Consider the following 24,968-nt stretch of genomic DNA (forward strand, 5'->3'; position numbering starts at 1 on the left):
GTGCGGGCGGTATGCGGCTCGCGGGCCGGTGCGTTCGGTAATGCCGACTCGTGTTCATTGACCCGCCGGATTTGTCTCCATAGCGTGCATGGGAGCCCGGAAGACGCCGAGGCACGGCGCCCGACCGGGCGGCACACACCATCGGGAGAGAACATGGCGGCACAGCTCAACACGCTGCTCCGGACGGCATGCGAACACGTGTGTCCGGTGCCGCCCGTCGCCGGCGCGGTATCGGCCGTACGCCGACGCGCGGCGGCGGTCCTCGCGGACTGGAGCGTGTGTTCCGAGATCGTCGAGGACGCGCTGCTCGTCGTGTCCGAGCTGGCCACCAACGCGATCATCCACGCCCGGCCCCCGGCCGAGCTGCGGCTGTCATGGATGCGCGGCGACGGCGACCGCACCCTGCGCGTCGAGGTCACCGACGCGGGACCTGCGCGTCCGGCGGGCCAGCCGCTCGGCGGGTTCGACCCGGACGAGCACGGCCGGGGCGAGGCGATCGTATGCGCCCTGGCGACGCACTACGGCATACGGATCCACTCCGGCGGGGTCACCCGCTGGGCCGAGCTGGTCGCCGGCTGAGACGAACCCGTGGCGGTCCGCAGCGGTGCCTCCGGCGCGGACGGCCCCGATGGCCCGAAGACCGGCTCCTGCGCGGTCTCCTTGCGGAGCAGGAGCAGGGCGGCGTCGTCGTGCAGCCGGCCGCCGACGTGCGCCAGCAGCTCGTCATGGAGCGCGGTGAGCGTGCGGGCCGGTTCGTCGACGACGTGGCGGGCCACGCCGTCGGCCAGCGGATAGAACTCCCGCGCGTCGTCGCGGGCCTCGGTGACCCCGTCGGTGTAGAGCAGCAGCTGTTCGCCCACCGCGAAGGGCAGACGCTGCAGGCGGGGAGCCTGGCCCGACAGGGCGCGCAGGCCGAGGGGTGGCGTGGGACGGTCGGCCTCCAGCGCCTCGACCTCTCCGGCGGCCGAGATCAGCAGCGGGGGCGCGTGCCCGCAGTTGACCACCTCCAGGTGTCCCGACCCGGGGCAGCCGGCGATCACGGCGGTGACGAAGTCGTCCGGGCCCAGGTTGCGCGCCAGGCTCCGTTCGATCCTGCCGACGACGGAGAGCAGGTCGGGCTCGTCATGGGCGGCCTCGCGGAACACCCCGAGCACGAGTGCGGCGGTCCCCACGGCGGGCAGCCCCTTGCCGCGTACGTCGCCGACGATCAGCCGGATGCCGTGCGGGGTGGGCACCAGGGCGTACAGGTCACCGCCGATCCGGGCCTCGGCCGCCGCGGCGCTGTAGCGGACGGCCACCCGGAACGGGCCGACGGTCTCCGGGACGGGCTGGAGCAGGGCCTGCTGGGCGGCCTCGGCGACCGAGCGGACGGCCGCGAGGACCCGCTCGCGGCGTCCCCGCAGCGCACTGGCCAGGCCGCTCGCCGCGGTGACGGCCAGCAGGGCGCACAGCACGGCCGCCAGGTCCCGTGCGGGGGTGCCGTGCATGGTGCCCAGCGCCGAGCCCGTCGCCCCGGCGAGGAGACCGGCGCCCAGCACACCGCGAGGCCCGTTGGTGGTGGCCGCCAGCGCGGGTCCGGCGGCCAGCAGCGGCAGCCAGACCATCCCGGCCCCGCCGGCGACGTCGACGATCACGACGACGGCGACGACCAGGACCGGCAGTGCGGGCATGCCCGCGGCCAGCTGCCCGGAGGTGCGCCGGCGGACCGATCCCCAGGCCTCGGCCGCACGGTTTCTGGTCAGCCGCGTCGGTGCGTGGTCGCCACCATGGTGTCGGGGCTGGCTCATGTCTCGTCCGCAGTCCTCACCGGTAGGGGGTGCACACCCGTAATGTCTGTTTCATCCAGCAAACGGGTCAGGGGGAGGCGGCGACAAGGAGCGGATTTTCAGATAGTGAGCGAGAGCCCCCTGGTCACCCGGCTCGCGATCGGGAGCAGCCGGGCCCGGATCTCCGGGAGGCGGTTGCGCCGCTCCACCGGCAGGGAGACGCCGAGCGAGCCGATGATGCCGCCGCGGTAGACGGGGACGGCGACGCACACGGTGCCGACCGCGTACTCCTCCAGGTCCGTGACGGCCGGTGCCAGTGGGGGCGACTGGATCCTGCGCAGCAGCTCCGGCACGCTGGTGGCCGTCCGGGGCGTGAGGTCGGCCAGGTGGTGCCGGGAGAGGTAGTCCCGGCGGGCTTCCTCGTCCATCTCGCGCAGCACGGACTTGCCCAGCGCGGTGGCGTGTCCGGCGTCCTCGAACCCGACCCAGAGGTCCACCCGTGGTGTGCGGGGGCCGTCGACGATCTCGGCCACCCTGATCTCGCCGTCCTCGTAGAACGTGAGGTAGGCGGCGGTGGACAGCTCGTCCCGCAGGGCGGCCAGCGTCGGGCGCACGCGGCTGAGCAGCGTCTGCGTGCGGCCCGCCGTGTGCAGCGAGTTCAGCCGGTCGCCGAGGATGAAGCCGCCGTCGTCCAGCTTCCGCACGTACCCGTCGTGCACCAGGGTGCGCAGCAGGTGGTAGGCCGTGGCCAGGGGCAGCCCCGTCTCGCGTGCCAGCTGTTTCGCGGGCGCGCCGTTCTCGTGCTCGCTCACCGCCTCCAGCAGCCGGAAGGCCCGCTGCACGGAGCCGATGAGGGTGGGTCCGTCCTGACCACCCATAGCACCAGGCTGCCCCGGGCCCCCCGGGACCGGCAAGACCGGTATCACCACACGTGCGCCTGCCCCGGTCTCCCCCGTCTGTACGAACACAAAGGGCGCGGCGCCGCGCTCCCAGGTCTCGGCGCCGATCCGGGGCGGACGGCCACCCCCCGTCCTACCGTCCAGTAATATCCGGCGGCAGGCCACCAGAGGAGGAACCGTGCCCCGGTCCGAACGCTCACCCCTGCTGCTCGCCGGTCTGCTGGCAGCCGCCGGGGTCGCCCACTTCGCCGCCCCGCGCCGGTTCGACGCGACCGTCCCCCGTGCGCTGCCGGGCTCGCCCAGGGCCTGGACGTACGGCAGCGGGGCCGTCGAGCTGGCCCTGGCGGCCGGGATCGCGGCGCCCGCGACGCGCGCAGCGGCCGCGAGGGCGGCGGCCGTGTTCTTCGTCGGTGTGTTCCCGGCGAACGTCCAGATGGCCGTGGACTGGCGCGACCGGCCGGCGCCGCTGAAGGCCGCGGCCCTCGCCCGGCTGCCCCTCCAGCTGCCCCTGGTGCTGTGGGCGCGCGCGGTGGCCCGCGGCGGGGAGGGACGGTCGTGACCGAGCGCCTCGCGATCGGCGACAAGGCCGAGGACTTCGCCCTGCCCGACGAGACCGGCACCACTCGCCGGCTCACCGGACTGCTGGCCGACGGCCCGGTCGTCCTCTTCTTCTACCCCGCCGCCCTCACCCCCGGCTGCACCGCCGAGGCCTGCCACTTCCGCGACCTCGCCGCCGAGTTCGCCGCCGTCGGCGCCCGGCCGGTCGGGATCAGCGGGGACACCGTCGACAGACAGCAGGAGTTCGCCGGCCGGCACGGCCTCGGCATGCCGCTGCTCTCCGACGCCGACGGCGCGGTCCGTGAGCGGTTCGGCGTCAGACGCGGCTTCTCCCTCGCCCCGACCAGGCGCGTCACCTTCGTGATCGCCCAGGACCGCACCGTGCTGGAGATCGTCCGCAGCGAACTGCGCATGAACACCCACGCCGACCGGGCCCTCGCGGCCCTGCGCGCCCACCAGGGCTGAGGCGGAGGAGCGAGGGCGCACGCCGGCTCACCGGCCACCGGGCCGGTGAGGTCGTGGGCCGGCCGGCGACGCACCTGCCGGCCGCGGACGTCCCCGGCGAGCTCCTCGCCGCCGGGGGCGGGCCGGTCGCCCTGCGCCACCGCGACGGCCGGCGCATCGAGCTGCCCCTCACCGCCTGCCCGCTCACCGGCGCCGACGGACGGCCCGCCGGCACGGCACCACGGAGGAGCTGCGCCGCGCCCTCACCGCACCCGCCCACTCCCTCGAGCCCCTCGCCGACGACGTCCTGAAGGCCGTCCTGCCCGACCGGCCCGGCGACGACGTCGCCCTCCTCCTGGTCCGCACCCGGGCCCTCGGCGCCGACCGGGTCGCCACCTGGGACGTCCCGCCGGACCCGGCCCAGGTCGCGGTGTTCGGCAGGCGGCCACCGGGCAACTGACCGCCTGGGGCTGGCGGAGGCCGCCTTCGTCACCGAACTCGTCGTCAGCGAACTCGTCACCAACGCCATCCGCTACGGCGAACCGCCCATCCAGCTGCGCCTGATCCGCGACCGCGCCCTCATCTGCGAGGTCTCCGACGCCAGTTCCACCTCCCCGCACCTGCGGCGGGCGCACGCCTACGACGAGGGCGGCCGGGGCCTGCTGCTCGTCGCCCAGCTCACCCAGCGCTGGGGCAGCCGGCAGACCGTCGCCGGCAAGACCATCTGGGCCGAACAGCCGCTGCCCGAGGGCTGATCACTGGAACGGGCAGCCCGGGTTCGCCGCGTCCTCCGAGAACGGCGAGCCGTGCGGCAGCACGTACAGCACATCGAGGACGAGCGGTGTGTCGCCCAGATTGCGGCCGATGTGGACGTGGTCCGCGCCGGGCGGCTCCTGGATCGACGCGCCCGTGCGGTACACACCGTCCGAGGCGCAGCCGGCGTCGAAGTGGCTGAGGGTCCCCTGCTTCACGACGCCGTACAGCGGGCCGTCGTGGTAGTGCCAGCCGGTGCTCTGACCGGGCGGGACGGTGATCTCCCGCAGGGTGTAGTCGGTGCCCCCGACGGTGGTCTGCGCGAGGATCCGGGCCGTCACCCCCGGGCCCGCCGGGGTCGCCCCGGCGGAGCCACAGGTCAGGACGGCGGCGGCGGTCACCACGCTGGTGACGGCGGTTCGGAGTGCGGTGCGCATGCGGGAGCCTCCAGGGACGCGAGCGGATACCGCCGCGAACATAGAGGCACAGCGGGCGCGTTGGGGCCGGAACCCGATAATCCGACACTCAGCCACTGACACCGAACCGGCACATCGCAGGGCGGCAGCCCAGCGGCGCGCTGAACCGGCGCAGCTGCTCGATCTCATGACGAAGCCGCCCACCAACTCCTGCGGGGGCGGCCTGCCTTCGGTGTGCAGAGTTCAAGGTCGGCGGCGGCGCACTGTAGGCGTCCTGGGCCGCTGGACGACACCGGTGTGGCACCGGCGGCGGGATTCGAACCCGCGTTACCCGCTTGAGAGGCGAAGTAGCCGCAGCCTGCGCACCTGCTCGGCAAGAACGGTAACGGGGACCGGGACCCTTGCGCACCCGAGTTTCCCGGCACTCGACCGCCCCGGTTGTGCCGCGGCCGCGGGAGCGCGTCGATACCTTTTGGAGACGCGTGCAGCCGAGCCAGGTGTTCGTCGCGTCCTGCAGAGACCCCTGTCCGCCGGGTCGCCCGGTGCGGAGCGCGGAGGCCCGGACTCTTTCGAATGTGTAATATGCTCCAAATGCATTCGAGTGTTACGCCCCTGCATGGCGAGACGGTCATACGACGCGCCGTCGCCCGGGACGCCAAGCGGCTCACGCGACTCGTGCGCGGCTCGCGTGCCTACGAGGGCCAGTACGCGGCGATGGTCGCGGACTACCGCGTCGGGCCCGACTACATAGAAACCCATCGGGTCTTCGTGGCCGTCGACACCGGTGATCCGGCGGGCCGGGTGCTCGGTTTCTACTCGCTGGTCCTCGTGCCGCCGGAGCTGGACCTGCTCTTCGTCGAGGACGGGACGCAGGGCCGCGGTATCGGGCGGCTGCTCGTCGAGCACATGAAGTCCGAGGCGCGCGCGGCGGGGCTGGACCGTGTCCGAGTGGTGTCGCATCCTCCGGCCGAGGGCTTTTACCGCAGCGTGGGCGCACTGCTTACCGGCACCGCCTCCGCGAACCCGCCCGCAGTGGCGTGGGACCGGCCCGAGCTGGAGTTCTTGATCCCGTAACCGCCGACCCGACCTTCGCGTCGCATTTCCCGCGGCGCCCGGGCCTCGCCTGATCTCGACAGCCCCTGTCAGCGGACCAGCAGAACCGCGGCGGCCGACATCACGAGCACCGATGCGCCACAGAACGCGAGATGTGAGCGCGGGTAGTCGTACCGCTCGCGTGTCACTCCGCTGTTGATCTCCCGCGCCCACTCCGCGAACAGCTTGCGAGTCGGGTACATGCCGATCGTCAGTCCGATGAGCGCGAACGAGCACACGACGAGCATGGCTTCCACGGCGAAGCCTCGCCATGCGCCGTACGCCACCGCTCCGGTGCCGCACACGACCCAGATGAAGGGGTACACCGTCCAGAACCTCTGGACCGGTATCCACTTCGCCATGACGGAGCAGTGGATCACGAGGGCTGTGACGGCCAGCAGCCACAGCCACTGCGTGGCAACCGAGGTGAGCACGGATTCCCCCTGAGTCATGTAAATCAGCAGACAGTAACAGTGAGGGCAGTGCCAGCTCGTCGGCAGGCCTGCCCGGCAACGGCGGACGCGTCAACCGCCGCTGCGGACACGCCGCCAGGAGGCGCCGCCCGCTCCTCCCGGCGGGGGCGTCTCAGGAACGGGGCTCCAGCACCTCGAGGGCGCCTGTTTCGGTGTCGTAGCTACGCAGGGTGGTGAGCCGGACCGACAGCGGCGGCGCCGGCAGCAGCTCGGGGACCCGCCGGCCGGCGAAGGCACCGGCCCGCCGGGTGCGGCCCAGGGTGATGTGCGGGCTCCAGCGCCCGGGTTCGTGGAAGGGGTTGAGGGTCTCGGGCGGGCTGTCCGAGGCGACCGCCTCCCACACCTGACGGTGCAAGCCGGCCAGCGCGGAGTCGAGGTCCAGCGCCCAGGCCAGCACCGAGGTGGGCCGCTCGAAGCGGACCACGCCGGTGCACCGTGCCGGCAGTGGCAGGGCGGCGGCCACCTCGGCGAGCTCCCAGCGGATCGGGGCGGTCAGCTCCGGGCAGGCGGCCAGGGTGAGGTGCGGGCTGTTGGTCGGTGAGCGGTGCCGCGCCTGACTGGGCAGCCCCGCGTCCGCGAGCCGCCGCCAAGCCTCCCGGACTGCCAGGTCCGTCGCCTCATCCAGCAAAACCTCGACCGTGCGCACCGCCGCAGCCTACCGACGATCGCCTACGGTTCCGGAAGCGGCGGACACGGTGGTCACTGTCAGCGCTGCCACTGTCGTACGTCCCGTTCCTGGCGGGGGAGGCTGTGGGTCGGGTGGTCGTCGGCGGTCTTCACCCGTCCTCGTGCCGGCGCTCGTGTCGGCAGGCGGGTCAGGCCGACCCCGGCCAGCACGACCGTCATCCCGAGGGCGATCCGGAGGCTGAAGTCCTCATGCAGCGCGACGACACCCAACGCCACGGAGACCACCGGCAGCAGGTAGCCGACGGCGGCGGTGTCGGTGGCGCCTTCGGCGGCGATGTTCCGATAGGTGAGGTGGAAGGTGACACCGGTGGCGACGACACCGAGGATCACCACCGCGATCAGCTGCCTCGGGGCCATCTCGATCGGTGTCAGGCCTCCAACCGGCAGGGTCGGCGCGGTGAGGGCGGTCGCGGCGATGAGCTGCGCCGCGGACAGCGAAATGGTCGGGATCTCCTTGCCCACCAGGCAGTGGCTCATGAACGTGAAACCGACCGCGTAGCTGGCCGCCGCGACGACGATGGCGAGAGCCCCCCAGCCGCCCGACTGCGTTGCCTGCCACGGCGCGAAGATCAACACGACTCCGGCGAATCCCAGCAGGAGTCCACCCAGCCGGGACGGCCGCAGAGCACGCTCGGATCCGACGACCACACCGATCAGCAGCGACCACAGGGGGGTGGTCGCGTTCAGCACGCCGGCGAGACCCGAGTCGATGCTTCGCTGACCGATGCTGAACATGGCGAACGGCAGGGCGTTGCAGAAGAAGGCCGCCACGACAATACGACCCCACACCGACCAGCCGCGAGGCAGCCGCCGGCCGGAGCCCAGGCATACGGCCAGCAACGTGACCGCCCCGAGCGCGCACCGGCTGAAGGTCACTTGCACCGGCGCCAGCGCCTCCAGGCCCACCTCGATCCAGAGGAAGGTCGATCCCCATAAAAGAGCGAGCACACCGATCCGCACCGCCGCCCGGCTCTTGCCCATGACACCGCTCACCGTCACTTCCTTGATTGGCCCTGATGAACGGTGCCCCACCCCTCTTTCAAGGACAAGCGAAAAGTTCTGCACCACCGTTAAGTTGTGCTACATGCTCGATGTGAGACGTATGCAGGTGCTGCGCGCCGTGATCAACAGCGGGTCGGTGACCGCGGCGGCGGCGCACCTCGGCTACACCCCCTCCGCCATCAGCCAGCAGGTGGCAGCGTTGGAGAAGGAGACCGGAATGGCCCTGCTGGAACGGGCCGGGCGGGGTGTAGCGCCCACGGCGGCCGGCCTGCTGCTCACCCGGTACGCGGCCGTCATCAGCCGGCATCTCGCCGAAGCCGAGACCGCGCTGGCCGATCTGCGCGCGGGGCGGGCCGGCCGGCTGACCCTCCGCTACTTCGCCTCGGTCGGCCCCACCCTGCTGGCGCCGGCCCTGGCACGAGTCCGCCGCGAGCACCCGGGGGTGGCGATCGATCCGAAGCTGGCCGATCCCGATGACGCGCTGTCAGAGGTGAGCCGAGGCGACGCCGACCTGGCCGTCGTCGTCCGGCGACCGGCAGAGACACACCAGCAAGGCATCCGGACCGTGCACCTGCTCGACGACGCCTACCGGGCGGTACTGCCCAGCGGACACCCGCTCGCCGCCCACCGCGTGGTCGATCTGGCCGATCTCGCCGGTGAACCCTGGGTCGGCAGTGAGCCTCCCGGGCCCTGCCTCACCCCCATCATCGAGGCCTGCGCCGCAGCGGGCTTCAGCCCCGACTTCGTAGCCCAGTCGGAGGACTACCCCACCGCCCAAGGATTCGTCGCCGCCGGCCTCGGCGTCAGCCTCATTCCGCGACTGGGACTGAGCACACGCCATCCAGGCGTTGTCATCCGCCAGGTCCGGCACCCCGAACCGATCAGGACAATCCACGCCGTCATCCGGGCGAGCTCGACGCAACAGCCCGCACTGCGCACCCTGCTCGACGCCCTCAAGGACTCAACGTTGCCGTAGGGCGCTCGGGCGGCGCGGAGGCGGGCGAGGATTGAAAAATCGGCCCAGAGTGTCCGAAAACCGGCGCTATCGTTAAAGCGGGCATGAACTATGCCAAGCGGGCGATCCTCGCCCTCACCGTCACCGCTGCCGCCCTGACAATCGCGGCACCCGCCTACGCAGCAGAACACGCGGTCGAACCACCGCGCGCCACTACCGCTGCCCAGCCTGTGCCCCCAGGGGCAGCGGCCGAAGCTGAAGCCCCCGGCGAGGAGCCGATCGACGCGGGGTTCGTCGGGACCGTCCTCGGCCACCTGCTCGGCACATCCCCGGAGACCGAGTAACCTCCGGCGGCTCCCTACCGCAATCGAACCGTTCGGTGAACAGTCACGTTGACCGTTCACCGAACGGCAGCGCCCCTTCCCGGTCAGACGGCCGCCCTGGAGCACGGCGGCGTCCGGCCGCCTTCGTGGACACGGCCCCCGGGCGGCCCGGCCGAACCGAGGTGCTCGTGCACTCGTACCCAGGGACGGCGCCCGCAGCGGCGCGCAAGCCGACGTCCCGGATAGGGTGAACAGCGATCAACGCGACGGGCGGGGAAGAGAGCAACGGACGGCATGGGCGGCGGCGTGGACAGGAACGGAGTGGGCGGTGGGCGGCCCACCTCGCGGGACGTCGCCCGGCTCGCCGGCGTCTCGCACACCGCCGTCTCCTTCGTCTTCAACGGCCGCGCCGAGGGCAACCTCTCACCCGCCACCCAGGAACGCATCCGGCAGGCCGCCGCCCGGCTCGGCTACCGGCCCGACCCCGTCGCCCGCGGCCTGCGCCGCCGCCGTACGGCCGTGATCGGCCTGGTCACCGACGAGATCGCCTCCTCCCCGTTCGCCGGACGGCTGCTGCGCGGGGCCATGGAGACCGCCTGGGACAGCGACCACCTCGTGCTCACCGTGGACTCCGGCGGCGACCCCGCCAAGGAGGACGCGGCCGTCGCCGAACTCCTCGACCGGCGCGTCGACGGCATCATCTACGCCGCGATGTCCCTGCGCCGGGTCCGGGTCCCCGAGGGCCTGCACCGCACCCACTCCGTGCTCGCCAACTGCCTGCCCGCGGACGGCTCGCTGCCCGCCGTCATCCCCGCCGAGCGGGCCGGTGGCCGTACCGCCGCCCGCCTGCTGCTGGAGGCCGGGCACCGCAGGGTGGCCCTGGTCGGCGGGCAGGACGACATCGCCTCGGTGGAGCGGCTGCGCGGCTTCCGGGACGCGCTGCGCGCCGAGGGGATCACCGTGCCCAAGGAGTGGGTCGTGCGCACCGGCGGCGAGATCACCGGCGGCCACGAGGGCGCCACCCGGCTGCTCGACGGCACCGCCCCGCACCAGCGGCCCACCGGGATCTTCTGCTACAACGACCGGGTCGCGGCAGGCGTACTGCATGCCGCCACCCGGCTCGGGATCGCCGTACCCGGCGAGCTGTCGGTGGTCGGCTACGACGACCAGGAACACATGGCCGCCTACCTCACGCCCGCCCTCACCACCGTAGCGCTGCCGCACCGGGCGATGGGCGAGGCCGCGGCCCGGCTGCTGCTCGACGCCATCGACACCGGCCGCACCCCGCCCGCCACCGTGCGGCGGCTGGCCTGTCCCGTGGTCAGCCGCGCCTCGGTGGGACCTGCTCCCACCCGCTGACCTCGGCGTTGCCCTCGACCACCAGCTCGGGCACATCGTCCGTCCGGTGATAGACCCGCTCGGTCACCGTCGCCCGGTCCGCCACGAACAGTTCGAGCAGCGAGCCGTCCCCGAGCACCCGGACGGCGAGCGGGCCCGGCGGCACCCGCACGGTCACCGGGGCCGAGCCCCCGGCGCCCTCGCGGGGCCATCCGGAGCGGTCCAGGACGACGGTGCCCGCGTCCGGGTCCAGCCGGATCGTCAGCGCCCGGGCCGCGGCCCGCAGCAGGGTGACCGTGGTGGCGCCGCGCGCCGTCACGGCCAGGTCGTACGCCGGCGGCAGCGGCACCGCCCGGCCGGTTCCGGTCGCGAACGGCTCGGCGGCGCGCAGGAGTTCCAGCTCCGGGGCCGGTACGACCCGCAGCGCGCCGTCGGGACGGACGTCGACGACCCGGGGCGCGGTGAGCGTGCCCGCCCAGCCCGCCGCCAGCACCTCCCTCTCGTCCCTCGCCTCCCACGACCAGCCCCACATCAGGGCGCGGCCCGGGTCCTGGCGGACGGCGGGAGCGTAGAAGTCCCGGCCGTGGTCGAGCCGGCCGCCGGTGCGGGGAAGAAGGCGCAACGTGCCCGCGCCGGCTGTCAGTCGGCCCGTGACATAGCCGGTGGCGAGGGGCGTGCCGTCCCACAGGGACACCACCAGGACGTGGTCGCCGGTGGACGTCCCGAACAGCTGCGGGCACTCCCAGCCGGCCGCCTTGTCGCCGAGAGCGCCGGCGGCGGCCGGATCGTGGCCGTCCAGCAGGACGCCCGCGAACCGCCAGTCGGTCAGCTCCTCGCAGTCGTACAGCAGCACCGAGGGGGTTCCGTCGGCGTGGCCGGCTCCGACGAGGGCCCAGCGCCGGCCGGCGTGCCGGAAGACGAAGGGGTCGCGGAACATCACCACGTCGAGCCCCGGGGGAGGCCCCGGGACCACGGGGGCGGGCAGGGGCCGCCAGGCGCGGAGCCGGTCGTCGGCCGGGTCGGCCGCCCGGGCCAGGCAGATGGTGCCGAGCCCGGTGTGGGCGTGGTCGACACCGGTGTACACCGCCGTGGGCACGCCGTCGTCGTCCACCACACAGCCCGACCAGCAGCCCGCCTCGTCGGGGCCGCCGGGCGTCGGGGTGAGGGCGATCGGGTGGTGCTCCCAGTGGACGAGGTCGGGGCTCGAGACATGGCCCCAGTGGACGTTGGCATGCACCGGCGCGTCCGGGTTGTGCTGGTAGAAGAGGTGGTGGCGGCCACGCCAGCGGAAGGGGCCGTTCGGGTCGTTGATCCAGTGGGCGGGCGGGCGGACCCGGAAGCGGGGGGCGGCCGGGTCCGGGGCGGGAGCGGCGAGGCTCAACGGTTGACTCCTGCGGAGGTGATGCCCTCGCGCAGAGGGCGCTGGCCGACGACGAACACGGCCACGGCGGGGATCATGGAGAGGACGACACCGGCGAGGACGACCGAGATGGACCCGGTGCCCAGATTGCCCTGCAGGGAGACCAGACCCAGCGGCAGGGTGTAGTTCTGGCCGGAGGTCTCCAGGATCAGCGGGCGGAAGAACTCGTTCCAGTGGTAGTTGAAGGCGAGGACGCCGACGATCGCCAGGCCCGGCCGGGCCAGCGGAGCGTACACGGACCGGAAGATCCGCCAGGGCCCGGCGCCGTCCAGCATCGCCGCCTCGCCCAAATCCTTCGGCATGCCGAGGAAGTACTGGCGCATCAGGAAGGTGCCGAACGCGGTCGGGAACGCCGGGACGATCAGACCGAGCAGGGTGTCGGTCAGGCCCGTCGTCTTGAGCACCAGGAACACCGGGACGATCGTGACCTGCAAGGGGACCATCATGGTCGCCAGCACCAGACCGAACAGCGGCTTCTTGAAACGGAAGTCGAGCCGGGCGAACGCGTAGCCGGCCAGCCCGGCGGTGATCATCTGCCCGATCGCGATCAACGCCGTCACGAGGGTCGAGTTGAGCGCCAGCAGCCACACGTCGATCTGCCCGAAGACACCGTGGTAGGCGGCGGTGCTGGGGTGCGCCGGAATGATCTGCGGCGGCAGGTCGAACGAGTCCGCCGGCGTGCGCAGCGAGGTGGACACGGTCCAGACGACCGGCCCGAGCGTGAGCAGTGCGCACACGGTCAGCCCGGCGATCCGCGCCCATGGCCGGAGCGTGTACCGGGCGCGGCTGAGGGTCAGGGTCGGTTGGCTCATGGGACTCACCCGGCTCACTGGTAGTGGACGAAACGCCGGCTGAGCCGGAACTGGACGGCGGTGACCGCCATGATCAGCACGAACAGCAGCACGCCCACCGCGGACGCCTCGCCGAACCGCAGCTGCTCGAACGCCCGCTCGTAGATGACCATCACCACCGTGCGGGTGGAGTCGCCGGGCCCGCCGTCGGTGAGGACGTAGGGCTGCTCGAAGACCTGGAGGGCGTTGATGATGCCGACCACCGAGGCCACCAGCAGGGTGGGGGAGAGCAGCGGCAGTGTGACGGCCAGGTGCTTGCGCAGGCCGGTCGCGCCGTCGAGCGCGGCGGCCTCGTGGATCTCCTTGGGGATGTTGTTCAGTCCGCCCACGAACAGCAGGAACGAGAACCCGAACTGCTGCCACACGTACACGATGACCACCGTGGCCATCGCGCCGTGCTCGGAGGTCAGCCAGGGCACGGGAGCCAGTCCGAACAGACCGATCAGCCAGTTGACCACGCCGAAGTCCTGGTTGAACAGGTACTTCATCACGACCGAGATGGACGCGGCGGAGAGCACCAGCGGGAAGAAGAACGCCGACCGGAACACCGAGCGCAGCCACGCCGGCATCCGGCCGTTCAGTGTGAGGGCGAGCGCCAGGGCGATCAGGAGCTGCGCGGCGACCGCCAGGATCATGAAGACCAGCGTGTTGCGGAAGGACACCAGGACGGTGGAATCGCTGAACGTTTCCCGGTAGTTGGCCGTCCCGGCGAACTCGGGCGAGTCGATCACGTTCCAGTGGAAGAGGCTCAGCACGACCGAACCGATGATCGGTACGACCGTGAAGACCACGATCCCGACCACGGTCGGCGCCAGGAACAGCGCCGCCAGCAGCCGCGTCCCCCGCTCGCGCGCACCGGGCCGCACGGCCGCCACGGCCGGGCCCGCGGCCCGCGGCCGGACGGCGGGTATCCGGGTGTCCGTCATACGTCACGCTCCATGGCCTTCTCCAGATCTCCCTGCATCCGGCGCAGCGCCGGCCCGACCGCGCCCGGGCTCGACAGCGCCGTCCCGGTGTGCTTCAGCAGCACCTGGGTCACCTCCGCGACCTGCGGAGGGGCCGGGATCGGCCCGGTGTCGGGGAACTTGTCGAGGGTGTCGTAGAAGACCCGCCAGTGCGCCGGGCCGGTCTCCCGGTAGCGGGCCGCGGTCAGCATCGAACGGCGGGCCGGGGTCGTCTGGTTGGTGGTGAACAGCTCGGCCAGGGTGTCCCGCCGGGCCGAGTACTTGATGAACTCCCAGGCCGCGTCCTGCTTCTTCGAGGTGCGCAGCAGCGCGTACCCGGCCGCGCCGAACTGGTGCCGCTGGGTGTGCCGGCGCGGGAAGTACTGCACGTCGAAGCCGTCGGCGCGCATCCCGGCCAGATGCAGACCGCCCGCCCAGAAACCGCCGGCCGGGGTGACCCCGACCCGGCCGGTGGAGAACACCCCGATGAGGTTCTGGCCGTTGCCGCCCTCGGGGCGGGTGCACAGCCCGTCGTGGACCAGGGAAGCGAGATAGTCGTACGCCTCCGCCACCCCGTCGGCCGTGGCCTGCGGGGTCGTCCAGCGGAAACCGCCCCCGCGGCCCTGCCGCCGGTCCGCCGGATAGAAGCTGTCCCACAGCCAGGAGCCGCCCGGTGCCCTGGACTCGGCGAGCAGATTGGTGCCGTTGGCGAACAGCCAGGGGACCACCCCGCCCCACAGCCGGTTGGTCCAGAAGTACGGCGTGAAGTGGGAGTCGCTCGCCTTCTTCATCCGGCGCAGCAGCGCGGTGAAGTCGTCCCGCGTCCAGTCGCCGGCCGGGAAGTCCGCGCCGGCCCGCCGCAGCACCCGGGTGTTGAGGTACATGTCGGCGGCGTTGAACTCGATCGGCAGCTGGAACAGGCTGCCCTCGTACATCATCGACTCCACCAGCGAGGGGTGGACGTCGGCGAAGTACTCCTTCAGTTCGCCCGCGTCCCGCCGCACCCAGCGGTCCAGCGGGACGCCCAGGTGCCGGGCGAACAACTGCACGCCCTCGGTGGCCACGTAGACCAGGTCGGGCGCGGTGCCGGCGGCGATCTGCGTGAGGATCTTGGCGAAGAAGTCCGACCAGTCCACGGCCTGCACCGCGTTGATCCGGACCTTGATGTCGGGGTGCAGCCGGCGGAAGCCGTCGACCAGGGCGCGGACCCCGGCCGGGGCGAACGCGGAACCCAGGGTCGCGACGACCAGCGAGCCGTCGTCACGGCCGGGTATGTCGGCCCCGGTGAGCCGGTCCCAGCTTGCGGCGGTGCCGGCGAGCGCGGCGGCCCCCGCGCCGTAGGCGCCGTACCGCAGCAGGGCGCGGCGGGAGAGGAGCGAGTCGGTCATCCAAACGTGCCTAACTCGTGTTAGTCGAGGGGTGATGCCCCAGATGATGAGAAGCGGGCCGGAGCCGTGTCAAGGTGCGGGACCGCTTGACCTTTAACGAGTTAGGTCTACAGTCCTGGAAGCCGACGACCCGTCAGGAAGGGGACGGTCCATGACATGGGGCCTGAGCAGAAGAGCCCTGTTCGCCTCCTCGGCAGCCGGTGCAGGCGCGGCGCTGCTGCCCACGGTGCCCGCCCGGGCGAAGCCGGGGCCCGAGCCGGCGACCGGATGCGCGCGGTACCGCGCCGACTACCACTTCACCGTGCCCGACCAGTGGAAGAACGACCCGCAGCGCCCGGTCTGGATCGACGGCGAGTACCACTGCTACTACCTCTACAACGCCGACTACCTGGACGGGCAGGTCGGCACCGCGTGGCGGCTGGCCACCAGCACCGACCTCGTCTCCTTCACCGACCGGGGCATCGCCGTACCCAAGGACACCACCGTCAACTCAGACGTGTGGTCGGGCTCGGCGGTCGTCGACACCGGCAACACGGCCGGCTTCGGCGCGGGCGCGGTCGTCGCGGTCGTCACCATGTCGCCCGGCGGCGGCACCGACCGCCAGGAGCAGTTCCTGTACTACTCGACCGACGGCGGCCGTACCTTCACGAGCCACGGCACCGATCCGGTCCTCGCCAACCCGGGCGTGGCCGACTTCCGCGACCCGAAGGTGATCCGCGACGACGACCACGACCGCTGGGTGATGGCCCTCGCCGAAGGCAACAAGATCGGCTTCTACCACTCCGCCGACCTCAGGTCCTGGACCTACGCGGGCGGCTTCGTCAAGGACGGCATCGGCGTGCTCGAATGCCCCGACCTGTTCCGCATCACCGCCGACGACGGCACCCGGAAGTGGGTGCTGGGCGCGAGCGCGGACGGCACCGGCTCCGGGCAGCCCAACACCTACGCGTACTGGACCGGTTCGTTCGACGGCCATGCGTTCACCGCCGACTCCGCCGACCCGCAGTGGCTCGACCACGGCTGGGACTGGTACGCGGCCGTCACCTTCGAGAAGCGGGACGCGGCCGGCGCCCCGGACCCCGCCGCACGCCACGCCCTGGGCTGGCTGAACAACTGGGCCTACGCGCACACCACACCCACCATCGACTGCGACGGTTTCAACGGCACCGACGCGATCGTCCGCGAGATCACCCTGAAGAAGTCCGCCGCCGGCGACTACTACCTCGCCTCGCGCCCGGTCGCCGCGCTCGACGCGTACGTCTCCCGCACCGTGCGGCTCGGCGACCTGACGGTCGACGGCACCCGCCTGCTGGACCACACCGGCATCTCCTACGAGCTGACCACGGAGATCACCTGGTCCCACCTCACCGGCGCGGGCGTACAGCTGCGCCGCTCCCCGGACGGCGGACGCCACATCGACGCCGGGGTCTACGGCGACTACGCCTTCGTCAACCGGCGCGGCACCGCCAACCCGGACACCGGCGGCACCCGGCAGGAGAGCCGCACACCGTTCGACCCGTCGGCGGGCCGGGTCCGGTTGCGCATCCTGGTGGACCGGACCTCGGTCGAGATGTTCGTGGACGACGGCCGGTACGTGCACTCCGCCGAGGTGTTCCCGTATCTCGTCGACAACCGCCTGGCCCTGTTCAGCATCGGCGGCCCCGCCGTGTTCCGGAACACGGTCATACGGGAGTTCGCCGTCGGAGGCCCGCGGGTGTCACGATCTTCCAGGGAGCGATACGGACGAGCACCGGAGGGCGCATGACGACCGACAGGGCGGCCGGGGACGGAACGGAGCGCGTCGGGGGCGTGGCGGTGACACCGGTCGCCGGGCACATCGGCGCCGAGATCACCGGCGTCGACCTCGCCGGGCCGCTGGAGGACGCGGTGGCGGCCCTCATCCGGCAGGCCGTGCTGCGCTGGAAGGTGGTCTTCTTCCGGGGACAGCGCCTGGACCACGCCGGGCACGTCGCCCTCGCCCGCCGCTTCGGCGAACCCGTCGTCCTCGGCCGGCGGGGCAGTGTCTCGCCGGCCGGCTTCCCCGAGGTGGAGACGACGGCGGACCGTCTGGAGCTGGGTAGCCGGTTCGGCATGGAGCACGCCGAGTGGCTGGACCGGCGGCGGCACACCCTGCTGCGCGGCTGGCACTGCGACCACGGCGCCCGGATCGACCCGCCGGCCGCGACGATCCTGCGCGCCGAGACCGTCCCGCCCTACGGCGGCGACACCACCTGGGCCAACCTGGCCGCCGCCTACGCCGGACTGTCCGCCCCGGTCCGCGCCTTCGTGGACGGACTGCGCGCCGAGCACCGCCTCGGCGTCGGCTACCAGCCCCGGCCCGGCGACGACGCGTACGTCCGCCATCTGCTGGACCATCAGGTGGCCTCGGTCCATCCGCTGGTGCGGGTCCACCCGGAGACGGGGGAGCGGGTGCTGTTCGTCAACGGCTACTACCTGGAGCGGATCACCGGCGTCTCCCGCCCCGAGAGCGCGGCCCTCCTGGAGATGCTGCTGGAGCAGGCGGTCCGCCCCGAGTACACCGTCCGCTTCCGCTGGGAGCCCGGAAGTGTCGCCTTCTGGGACAACCGGGCCACCATGCACCTGGCCCCGAGCGACCACGCCCACGTGGGCGCCCCGCGGATCATGCACCGGGTGATGCTCGCGGGGGAGGTGCCTGTCGGCGTGGATGGCAGGCCCTCGGAGGCGGTCGTGGGCACGGAGCCGGGACGCTGGTGACCGGCGGCGGCCCTTCGTACGACGACGGGTGTCAGCGTCCCGGCTGCCGGCGCGGGGGACATGTGACGATCAGCTCGCCGTCGGCCGCCACCCCAGCGCCGGACCCAGCTTCGTCGCCATGTCCGTGAGGATCTGGACGTAGTCCTCGTACGCGAAGGTGAACGGCAGTGCGAACGCCACCTCGTCGACCTCGCGGAAGGCGGCGTGCGCGTGGAGGCGTTCGGCGATCTCCTCGGAGGTGCCGACCAGGTCCGGGGCGAACAGCAGGCGCGCCGGTCCCTGCGGGGACGCCGTGCGGGGCAGGCGCCCGGCCGCGTACGCCTCGTACTTGGCGCGCTGCTCCGGGCTCGCCGAGTCGGTGGGGACCACCACCAGGCCCTGGGAGACGCGGGCCGCCTCGCCGTCGGGGTGGTGGGCCCGGAACTCCCGGATGTGGGACAGCTGGATCTCGGCGAAGTCCGGCGGCCCGTCGCCGTCCCCGGCCTTGACGACACTGCTGGTCAGGAAGTTCATGCCGTGCTCGCCGGCCCAGCGGGCCGAGCCGAGGCTGCCGCCGCCGTACCACAGCCGCCGGCCGAGCCCGGGAGAGTGCGGCTGGACGACATCACTGAACACCTCGAAGCCCTCCACCCCGCTGAAGTCGGTGGCGGGCTTGCCGCGGACCAGGTCCAGCAGCCGCCGTACCCGCTCGTACCCGAAGTCCTCCGCGTCGGCGGTGTCCGGGTAGAGGGCGTCCTTGACCCGCGTGTAGTGCATCGGCGGGCCCACGCTGACGCCCGGGTTCAGGCGGCCGCCGGACAGGATGTCGACCGTCGCCAGGTCCTCGGCGAGCCGCAGCGGGTTCTCCCAGCCGAGCGGGGTCACGGCCGTGCCCAGCTCGATCCGGCGGGTGCGCTGCGAGGCGGCGGCCAGGACGGCGACCGGGGACGAGATGCCGAACTGCAGATGCCGGTGGCGGACCCAGGCGCTGTCGAAGCCCAGCCGCTCGCCCAGCTCGATGATCTCCAGCGTGGACTCGTGGCCCCGGCCCGGGTCCGCCGCGTCGAACAGGCCGATGGTGAGGAAACCCAGCTTGCGCAGCGGGCGAGGGGTGGACGGCACGCGCTCCTCCAGCGGTCGTACGTCGGCTCCGCCCCGATTCTCGCAGGCGAGTGTGACAACCGTGTGATCACTTCAGCGGGATGACGACCTCGTCCTCGACCGGCGGGTCGAGTTCCTGCGCGCGATTGCCGGTCGCGGCGAAACAGCGCAGCCGGACCGCGTCCGGGCCGACGTCCAGCCGCAGGAAGCACTTGAAGAACGGCGGGCTGTAGGTGGCCGACGACGGCGAGAACAACTGGGTGTAGATCTTCCGCACGGGCAGCCGGAACCGGGCGGGGCGGTCCGGGCGGCGGCCGGCCCCGAGCAGGCCCGCGACCAGGCGGACACGGCGGGTGACCCGGGTGCCGGGGGCGGGCGCGCGGGTCGGCTCGATGCCGAGGCGTTCGGCGATCACGGCCGTCGCCTGCGCCTCGGTCAGGGTGAAGAAGCGGCGCAGCCGGAGCCGGCGGCCGTAGAGCCGGCTGTAGAAGGCGAGCGAGTCGCCGCGCAGCGGGTAGCAGCGGAACTCGCGCTCGGTGACGCCGCCGACCGACACCCGCGGGATGGTGTGCGTGGCGTGCATGAACGCGCCGCCGCCGCCCGCGACGACGTACTGGACGGTGCGGCCGTCCACGTCGACCGGGTAGCGCTGGTAGTTGTGGATGTCGCCGCCGATCGCGGCCACGTAGTGGTGCTCGGGGGCCCGGACGATGTCGTCCACCGTGCCGCCGCCCTCGATGGGGCAGGGGTGGTGCTCGCCGTCGACGTACAACGGGGATCCGGTGACGAGGATCTTCGGCCGGGGCCCCTGCGAGACCTCCCGCAGCCAGGCGCCCTGTTCGGCGTCGAGCGTGCCCAGCAGACCGGTGTCGATCCCGACGATCCGCACCGGGCCCGCGTCGATCGCCCAGTAGGGGCCCGGCTGTTCGGCCTGCTGACCCGGCGCCGACCGCAGCGTCCGTGCCTCCGCGAGCCGTCGTTCGTCGGTGGGGCGCGGCCGGTGCCACAGCAGGGAGCGCCACCAGGCGGGGGTGAGCGGGCGGGACCGGGGCTCCGGGTCGAGCGGCGGGGTGTCGGCGCAGAAGACGCGCATGAAGGCGCCGAGATCCTCGTACCAGTCGTGGTTGCCCGGAATGGCGTAGATCGGCGCGGGATAGTCCTGGTAGGGGCGGAAGAACTTGCTGCCGTAGTCGTCGGCGGCGCCGACGGGATAGATGACGTCGCTGGCGATCACCGCGAAGTCGGTGCCCCGGCTTTCTTTCAGGAAGCCCGGTACGACGGAGTACTGGGAGTCGTCCCCTTCGCCGGTGTCCCCGATGACCATGAAGGAGAACCGCTCCGGCACGTCCCGCCGGATCACCTTGTCGGCGGGCACCCCGGCCGCCGCGCGCCGGGCCACCCAGCGGCTGCGGGTACGGCCGGTCGGGTCCCCGAACCAGGACGCCAGTACGCCGTTGCGGGCGGCCCACAGGATCCGGGGGTTCAGCCAGGACAGCTTCTCGACGTGGCCGGGCATCAGCCGTTTGTAGGAGCCGGGTTCGGCCGCGCCCCAGCCGGCGCCCTGTGCGGTATCGCGTGAGGAGTCAGACACGCGGTGCACGGTAACAACGCGCCGGTCAGGAACGGGCTCCCGGGGTCTCACGCAACGCGCGTGCCGAGGCGGGGCAGCTCCGCCTCGTCGGCCAGGGCCACCGCCGCGTCCTCCACCGAGATGCGGCTGTGGCCGTCGGCGTCGGGGACGGGCTGGTCGCCGCCGATCCGGAACCGTCCGGTGCGCTCGCCGGACGCGCTCTCCTCAGCGGGGCTGAAGTAGGTCCACAGCCGGAGTCGGCGCGCACCACACCCGGCGCTGTCTCGAGGCTGCCGGCGCCGCCGATCACGACGAGCCGGGTCCGCGGGTGGCTCTCCAGTGCCTTCGGCAGGGCCCGTGCCGCCGTGGCGCAGACGGTCGGGTCGGCGATCGAGCGCCGTCCGTGTCCGCGAACTCCCTGGCCGCGTTGCCCGGCTGGAATGCTGATCAGCACGCTCCTCGACAAGGTCCGCCCGCCCTCCCCGACCTGCCCCCGGCGGCCGTCGCCCTCGCCCTGCGGATCTGGGGGCATCCGCACGGCCTGGTGTCCCTGGAGGTCTACGGCCACCTGCGCACGCAGACCAGCAGTCCGGACAAGCTCTTCCGGGAGGAGATCGCCCAGCTCACCCGGACGCTGGACCTCCCGCACCGGCGCTGAACGGCGGTCTGCCGCGCGCCGGCACGGAGTGATCGCCGTTGATCCAGCGGTGCGTTACGGCTTCCGCGCCAGGCCCCCGTGTTCGGCGACGATCTCCGGGGTGGGGGAACCGGGTTCCGGGCGCCACCGGGTGACCGGCACGACGCCGGGTTCGACGAGGTCCAGGCCGTCGAAGAACGAGGTGATCGCCTCGACGGTGCGCAGGTTGTACGGGACGGCACCGCTCTTGTTGTAGGTCTCCTGGGCCTGCTCGAAGACCGGGTCGATGCCGAGCGACCCGTCGTTGACGGAGAGGTAACTGCCCGACGGCAGCGCGCCCATCAGCCGATCCACGATGGCGCGGGCCTGGTCGTGGTCGGCGACATGGCCGAGGATGTTGCTCAGGATGAGCGCGGTGGGCCGGGTGAGGTCCAGCGTCTCCGCGGCGGCGGCGAGGATGCGGTCCGGGTCCGTCACGTCGGCGTCGATGTAGGCGGTCGCGCCTTCGGCGGAGGAGTAGAGCAGGGCCCGGGCGTGGGCGAGGACCATCGGGTCGTTGTCGACGTACACGATCCGCGCCTCGGGGGCGAGTCGCTGGGCCACCTCATGGGTGTTCTCGGCGGTCGGCAGGCCGGTGCCGATGTCCAGGAACTGCCGGATGCCCGCCTCCGAGACGAGGTACCCGATACTGCGGCGCAGGAAGGCACGACTGCCGCGGGCGATGGCGACGATGCCGGGGAAGACGGCGGTGTAGGCGTCGCCCGCCTGCTCGTCGACCGGGTAGTTGTCCTTGCCGCCGAGCCAGTAGTTCCAGATGCGGGCCGAGTGCGGCACCGACGTGTCGATCTTCTGGAGCGCGGCCCGCTCGGGCGTCGTGGCCGGATCGGTCATGAGTCGTGTCCTTCTTTCAGCCAAGGCGTGAAGTCAGCCACGGCACAACCTATGCCGAACCCCCGCATCGCAGCCCCCTGTTCGGGTCCTCGGACCGATAGGGAAAACCCTCGATTGACCCGCCACAAGGTGACATGACTCGGTCAATGCTGTCATTCTCGCCGCACGCTGATCCACCCCACCGGAGCACGGATCACGGTCCCGCACAGCTCAGCTCACCCGGGCAGCAGACCCCTCTGCCCGTCTGTCACCGGCCGCCGACCGGCGGCCGCAGCAGGAGGAGTACGAGTGAGACCCCACAGACCCCTTCCCCACAAGAGAGCCACGGTCGGAGCCGCCCTGGTCTCCACCGCGGCCTTCCTCGCCGTCGGCCTCCAGGCGGTCCCGGCGACCGCCGCCCCGGCCGCTGCCCACCCCGGCCCGCTGCGCGCCGGCGGCCTGGAGGCCAAGCTCAGCCCGGCCCAGCACCAGGCCCTGATCAAGAGCGCCCGGCAGCAGACCGCCACGACCGCCCGCAGCCTCGGCCTCGGCACACAGGAGAAGCTGGTCGTCAAGGACGTCGTCAAGGACAACGACGGCACCCTGCACACCCGGTACGAGCGCACCTACGCCGGGCTGCCCGTCCTCGGCGGCGACCTCGTCGTGCACACCCCGCCCGCCTCGCTGGCCAAGGGGACGGTGAGCACCACCTTCAACAACAAGCGCACGATCAGGGTGCGTTCCACCACCGCGACCGTCAGCAAGGCCGCCGCCGCGACCACGGCCCTGAAGGCCGCGAAGGCCCTGCGCGCCGAGAAGCCCACCACCGACAGCGCCCGCAAGGTGATCTGGGCCGGCAACGGCACCCCGAAGCTCGCCTGGGAGACGGTGGTCGGCGGCTTCCAGGACGACGGCACGCCCAGCCAGTTGCACGTCATCACCGACGCCACCACGGGCAAGGAGCTGTACCGGTACCAGGCGGTCAAGACCGGCACCGGCAACACCCAGTACAGCGGCACCGTCACCCTGAACACCACGCTGTCGGGCTCGACGTACCAGCTGTACGACACCACGCGCGGCGGTCACAAGACGTACAGCCTCAACAAGGGCACCTCCGGCACCGGCACCCTGATGACCGACGCGGACGACGTCTGGGGCGACGGGACCGGCTCCAACACGCAGACCGCGGGCGCCGACGCAGCCTACGGCGCGCAGGAGACCTGGGACTTCTACAAGAACACCTTCGGCCGCAGCGGCATCAAGAATGACGGTGTCGCCGCCTACAGCCGCGTCCACTACAGCAGCGGCTACGTCAACGCCTTCTGGGACGACGACTGCTTCTGCATGACCTACGGCGACGGCTCGGGCAACACCCACGCCCTGACCTCGCTGGACGTCGCCGGCCACGAGATGAGCCACGGCGTCACCTCCAACACCGCCGGCCTGGAGTACAGCGGTGAGTCGGGAGGCCTGAACGAGGCGACCTCCGACATCTTCGGCACCGGCGTGGAGTTCTACGCGAACAACTCCAAGGACGTCGGCGACTACCTCATCGGCGAGAAGATCGACATCAACGGCGACGGCTCGCCGCTGCGGTACATGGACAAGCCGAGCAAGGACGGCGGCTCGGCCGACAGCTGGTACTCCGGCGTCGGCAACCTGGACGTGCACTACTCCTCGGGCCCGGCGAACCACATGTTCTACCTGCTGTCCGAGGGCAGCGGCACCAAGGTCATCAACGGCGTGACCTACAACAGCCCGACCTCCGACGGCGTCGCCGTCGCCGGCATCGGCCGCGACGCGGCCCTGAAGATCTGGTACAAGGCGCTGACGTCGTACATGACGTCCAGCACCAACTACGCCGGCGCCCGCACCGCCGCCCTCAACGCCGCGGCCGCGCTGTACGGCACCAACTCCACGCAGTACGCGGGAGTGGGCAACGCGTTCGCCGGCATCAACGTCGGCAGCCACATCAACCCGCCGAGCAGCGGTGTGACGGTCACCAACCCGGGCAGCCAGTCCGCCACCGTGGGCACCGCCGTGAGCCTGCAGATCCAGGCGAGCAGCACCAACAGCGGCGCGCTGACGTACAGCGCCTCCGGTCTGCCCGCCGGCCTGTCGATCAACAGCTCGACCGGCCTGATCACCGGCACCCCCACCTCGGCGGGCACGTCCGGCACGACCGTCACGGTGACCGACTCCACCGGCGCGACCGGCACCGCCACCTTCAGCTGGACGGTCAGCGCGACCGGCGGCGGCTGCACCGCCAAGCAGCTGCTGAGCAACCCCGGTTTCGAGTCGGGCAGCACCGGCTGGACCGCGACCAGCGGCGTCATCACCACCGACAGCGGTGAGGCGGCCCACAGCGGCTCGTACAAGGCCTGGCTGGACGGGTACGGCTCCTCGCACACCGACACGGTGTCCCAGTCGGTGACGATCCCCGCGGGCTGCAAGGCGACCCTGACCTTCTACCTGCACGTCGACACCGCCGAGACCACCGCCGGCACCCAGTACGACAAGCTGACGGTGACCGCCGGTTCGAAGACCCTCGCCACCTACTCGAACCTCAACGCGGCCTCCGGCTACAGCCAGAAGACCTTCGACCTGTCCTCGCTGGCGGGCTCGACGGTCACGCTGAAGTTCAACGGCGTGGAGGACTCCTCGCTGCAGACCAGCTTCGTCGTGGACGACACGGCCCTGACGACCGGCTGAGGTCCTCGGACCGCCGCGGTCCCGCACCCCGTTCCCCGGGGTGCGGGACCGCGC

Annotated in this window: 25 protein-coding genes and 1 pseudogene; 13 read left to right on the forward strand and 13 right to left on the reverse strand. The window is 72.2% G+C overall.

Annotated elements, in window-relative coordinates:
* Nucleotides 1-153: 153 nt before the first annotated feature.
* A complete protein-coding gene (locus ACIP4Y_RS31190) occupies nt 154-579 on the forward strand; it encodes an ATP-binding protein (protein WP_401398992.1) in 426 nt (141 codons plus the stop codon).
* Here ACIP4Y_RS31190 and ACIP4Y_RS31195 read toward each other — a convergent pair.
* Together ACIP4Y_RS31195 and ACIP4Y_RS31200 are read right to left on the reverse strand one after the other, a co-directional pair.
* The gene (locus ACIP4Y_RS31195) at nt 519-1,670 is read right to left on the reverse strand and encodes a PP2C family protein-serine/threonine phosphatase (RefSeq protein WP_401399206.1); all 1,152 of its coding nucleotides are present in this window, start codon (nt 1,668-1,670) and stop codon (nt 519-521) included. The two genes, ACIP4Y_RS31190 and ACIP4Y_RS31195, sit on opposite strands and share 61 nt — an antisense overlap.
* Nucleotides 1,671-1,885: 215 nt before the next feature.
* Nucleotides 1,886-2,644 (reverse strand): IclR family transcriptional regulator C-terminal domain-containing protein, encoded by a 759-nt coding sequence (locus ACIP4Y_RS31200; RefSeq protein ID WP_358638982.1) that lies wholly within the window; start codon nt 2,642-2,644, stop codon nt 1,886-1,888.
* A 199-nt stretch (nt 2,645-2,843) separates the two neighbouring features.
* Between ACIP4Y_RS31200 and ACIP4Y_RS31205 the strand changes: the two genes are divergently transcribed.
* The 4 genes and pseudogenes from ACIP4Y_RS31205 to ACIP4Y_RS31220 all read left to right on the forward strand — a co-directional run.
* Complete coding sequence (locus tag ACIP4Y_RS31205) at nt 2,844-3,224, forward strand: hypothetical protein (RefSeq protein WP_401398993.1); 381 nt, start codon at nt 2,844-2,846, stop codon at nt 3,222-3,224.
* Entirely contained in the window at nt 3,221-3,688 is a 468-nt protein-coding gene (locus ACIP4Y_RS31210) for a peroxiredoxin (RefSeq protein WP_401398994.1), read from the forward strand. Before ACIP4Y_RS31205 ends, ACIP4Y_RS31210 begins: the two co-directional genes overlap by 4 nt.
* 53 nt (nt 3,689-3,741) lie before the next feature.
* Nucleotides 3,742-3,978, forward strand: coding sequence for a hypothetical protein (locus tag ACIP4Y_RS31215; RefSeq protein ID WP_401398995.1), 237 nt, complete (start codon nt 3,742-3,744; stop codon nt 3,976-3,978).
* A pseudogene (locus ACIP4Y_RS31220) lies at nt 3,909-4,422 on the forward strand (ATP-binding protein); the annotation flags it as partial. The gene ACIP4Y_RS31215 and the pseudogene ACIP4Y_RS31220, both read left to right, overlap by 70 nt.
* On the opposite strand, the gene ACIP4Y_RS31225 reads toward ACIP4Y_RS31220, so the two are convergent.
* Nucleotides 4,423-4,857 carry a cupin domain-containing protein gene (locus ACIP4Y_RS31225; protein ID WP_401398996.1) on the reverse strand — a complete coding sequence of 145 codons (435 nt, stop codon included), beginning with the start codon at nt 4,855-4,857 and terminating at the stop codon, nt 4,423-4,425. It abuts the pseudogene before it with no gap.
* A 570-nt stretch (nt 4,858-5,427) separates the two neighbouring features.
* On the opposite strand from ACIP4Y_RS31225, the gene ACIP4Y_RS31230 reads away from it, so the two are divergent.
* Nucleotides 5,428-5,910 carry a GNAT family N-acetyltransferase gene (locus tag ACIP4Y_RS31230; protein ID WP_401398997.1) on the forward strand — a complete coding sequence of 161 codons (483 nt, stop codon included), beginning with the start codon at nt 5,428-5,430 and terminating at the stop codon, nt 5,908-5,910.
* A gap of 68 nt (nt 5,911-5,978) precedes the next feature.
* Here the strand turns inward: ACIP4Y_RS31230 and ACIP4Y_RS31235 are convergent, their stop codons facing one another.
* The 3 genes from ACIP4Y_RS31235 to ACIP4Y_RS31245 form a co-directional block, all read right to left on the reverse strand.
* Entirely contained in the window at nt 5,979-6,380 is a 402-nt protein-coding gene (locus ACIP4Y_RS31235; protein WP_401398998.1) for a hypothetical protein, read from the reverse strand.
* A gap of 133 nt (nt 6,381-6,513) precedes the next feature.
* Nucleotides 6,514-7,047 carry a 2'-5' RNA ligase family protein gene (locus tag ACIP4Y_RS31240; RefSeq protein WP_401398999.1) on the reverse strand — a complete coding sequence of 178 codons (534 nt, stop codon included), beginning with the start codon at nt 7,045-7,047 and terminating at the stop codon, nt 6,514-6,516.
* A gap of 59 nt (nt 7,048-7,106) precedes the next feature.
* Nucleotides 7,107-8,156 carry a DMT family transporter gene (locus ACIP4Y_RS31245; protein WP_401399000.1) on the reverse strand — a complete coding sequence of 350 codons (1,050 nt, stop codon included), beginning with the start codon at nt 8,154-8,156 and terminating at the stop codon, nt 7,107-7,109.
* A gap of 34 nt (nt 8,157-8,190) precedes the next feature.
* Between ACIP4Y_RS31245 and ACIP4Y_RS31250 the strand changes: the two genes are divergently transcribed.
* From ACIP4Y_RS31250 to ACIP4Y_RS31260, 3 genes are all read left to right on the forward strand, one after another.
* Nucleotides 8,191-9,066 carry a LysR family transcriptional regulator gene (locus tag ACIP4Y_RS31250; protein WP_401399001.1) on the forward strand — a complete coding sequence of 292 codons (876 nt, stop codon included), beginning with the start codon at nt 8,191-8,193 and terminating at the stop codon, nt 9,064-9,066.
* A gap of 83 nt (nt 9,067-9,149) precedes the next feature.
* Complete coding sequence (locus ACIP4Y_RS31255; RefSeq protein ID WP_401399002.1) at nt 9,150-9,389, forward strand: hypothetical protein; 240 nt, start codon at nt 9,150-9,152, stop codon at nt 9,387-9,389.
* 273 nt (nt 9,390-9,662) lie between these two features.
* Complete coding sequence (locus tag ACIP4Y_RS31260; protein ID WP_401399003.1) at nt 9,663-10,727, forward strand: LacI family DNA-binding transcriptional regulator; 1,065 nt, start codon at nt 9,663-9,665, stop codon at nt 10,725-10,727.
* Here ACIP4Y_RS31260 and ACIP4Y_RS31265 read toward each other — a convergent pair.
* From ACIP4Y_RS31265 to ACIP4Y_RS31280, 4 genes are read right to left on the reverse strand one after another with little or no spacing between them, the layout of a single operon-like run.
* Nucleotides 10,690-12,087, reverse strand: a complete 1,398-nt coding sequence (locus ACIP4Y_RS31265) for a GH32 C-terminal domain-containing protein (RefSeq protein WP_401399004.1) — start codon at nt 12,085-12,087, stop codon at nt 10,690-10,692. The genes ACIP4Y_RS31260 and ACIP4Y_RS31265 overlap by 38 nt on opposite strands.
* A complete protein-coding gene (locus tag ACIP4Y_RS31270; protein ID WP_401399005.1) occupies nt 12,084-12,938 on the reverse strand; it encodes a carbohydrate ABC transporter permease in 855 nt (284 codons plus the stop codon). Before ACIP4Y_RS31270 ends, ACIP4Y_RS31265 begins: the two co-directional genes overlap by 4 nt.
* A gap of 14 nt (nt 12,939-12,952) precedes the next feature.
* On the reverse strand, nt 12,953-13,903 hold the full coding sequence (locus tag ACIP4Y_RS31275) for a carbohydrate ABC transporter permease (RefSeq protein ID WP_401399006.1): 951 nt from the start codon (nt 13,901-13,903) through the stop codon (nt 12,953-12,955).
* Nucleotides 13,900-15,309 carry an extracellular solute-binding protein gene (locus tag ACIP4Y_RS31280; protein ID WP_401399007.1) on the reverse strand — a complete coding sequence of 470 codons (1,410 nt, stop codon included), beginning with the start codon at nt 15,307-15,309 and terminating at the stop codon, nt 13,900-13,902. The genes ACIP4Y_RS31275 and ACIP4Y_RS31280 overlap by 4 nt, the downstream gene beginning before the upstream one ends.
* A gap of 151 nt (nt 15,310-15,460) precedes the next feature.
* On the opposite strand from ACIP4Y_RS31280, the gene ACIP4Y_RS31285 reads away from it, so the two are divergent.
* Complete coding sequence (locus ACIP4Y_RS31285) at nt 15,461-17,074, forward strand: glycoside hydrolase family 32 protein (RefSeq protein ID WP_401399008.1); 1,614 nt, start codon at nt 15,461-15,463, stop codon at nt 17,072-17,074.
* Nucleotides 17,071-18,045, forward strand: a complete 975-nt coding sequence (locus ACIP4Y_RS31290) for a TauD/TfdA dioxygenase family protein (RefSeq protein WP_401399009.1) — start codon at nt 17,071-17,073, stop codon at nt 18,043-18,045. The genes ACIP4Y_RS31285 and ACIP4Y_RS31290 overlap by 4 nt, the downstream gene beginning before the upstream one ends.
* 69 nt (nt 18,046-18,114) lie before the next feature.
* Here the strand turns inward: ACIP4Y_RS31290 and ACIP4Y_RS31295 are convergent, their stop codons facing one another.
* Both ACIP4Y_RS31295 and ACIP4Y_RS31300 read right to left on the reverse strand, forming a co-directional pair.
* On the reverse strand, nt 18,115-19,146 hold the full coding sequence (locus tag ACIP4Y_RS31295; protein ID WP_401399010.1) for an LLM class flavin-dependent oxidoreductase: 1,032 nt from the start codon (nt 19,144-19,146) through the stop codon (nt 18,115-18,117).
* 67 nt (nt 19,147-19,213) lie between these two features.
* Nucleotides 19,214-20,716 carry a metallophosphoesterase family protein gene (locus ACIP4Y_RS31300; protein WP_401399011.1) on the reverse strand — a complete coding sequence of 501 codons (1,503 nt, stop codon included), beginning with the start codon at nt 20,714-20,716 and terminating at the stop codon, nt 19,214-19,216.
* 382 nt (nt 20,717-21,098) lie between these two features.
* Here ACIP4Y_RS31300 and ACIP4Y_RS31305 point away from each other — a divergent pair, with 382 nt between their 5' ends.
* Nucleotides 21,099-21,353 carry a TetR-like C-terminal domain-containing protein gene (locus ACIP4Y_RS31305; RefSeq protein ID WP_401399012.1) on the forward strand — a complete coding sequence of 85 codons (255 nt, stop codon included), beginning with the start codon at nt 21,099-21,101 and terminating at the stop codon, nt 21,351-21,353.
* 54 nt (nt 21,354-21,407) lie between these two features.
* Here the strand turns inward: ACIP4Y_RS31305 and ACIP4Y_RS31310 are convergent, their stop codons facing one another.
* On the reverse strand, nt 21,408-22,223 hold the full coding sequence (locus ACIP4Y_RS31310) for an SAM-dependent methyltransferase (protein WP_401399013.1): 816 nt from the start codon (nt 22,221-22,223) through the stop codon (nt 21,408-21,410).
* 288 nt (nt 22,224-22,511) lie between these two features.
* Between ACIP4Y_RS31310 and ACIP4Y_RS31315 the strand changes: the two genes are divergently transcribed.
* Nucleotides 22,512-24,914, forward strand: a complete 2,403-nt coding sequence (locus ACIP4Y_RS31315; RefSeq protein WP_401399014.1) for a M4 family metallopeptidase — start codon at nt 22,512-22,514, stop codon at nt 24,912-24,914.
* Nucleotides 24,915-24,968: the final 54 nt, after the last annotated feature.

This window comes from Streptomyces sp. NPDC088810 (assembly GCF_044750305.1).
Lineage (GTDB): Bacteria > Actinomycetota > Actinomycetes > Streptomycetales > Streptomycetaceae > Streptomyces.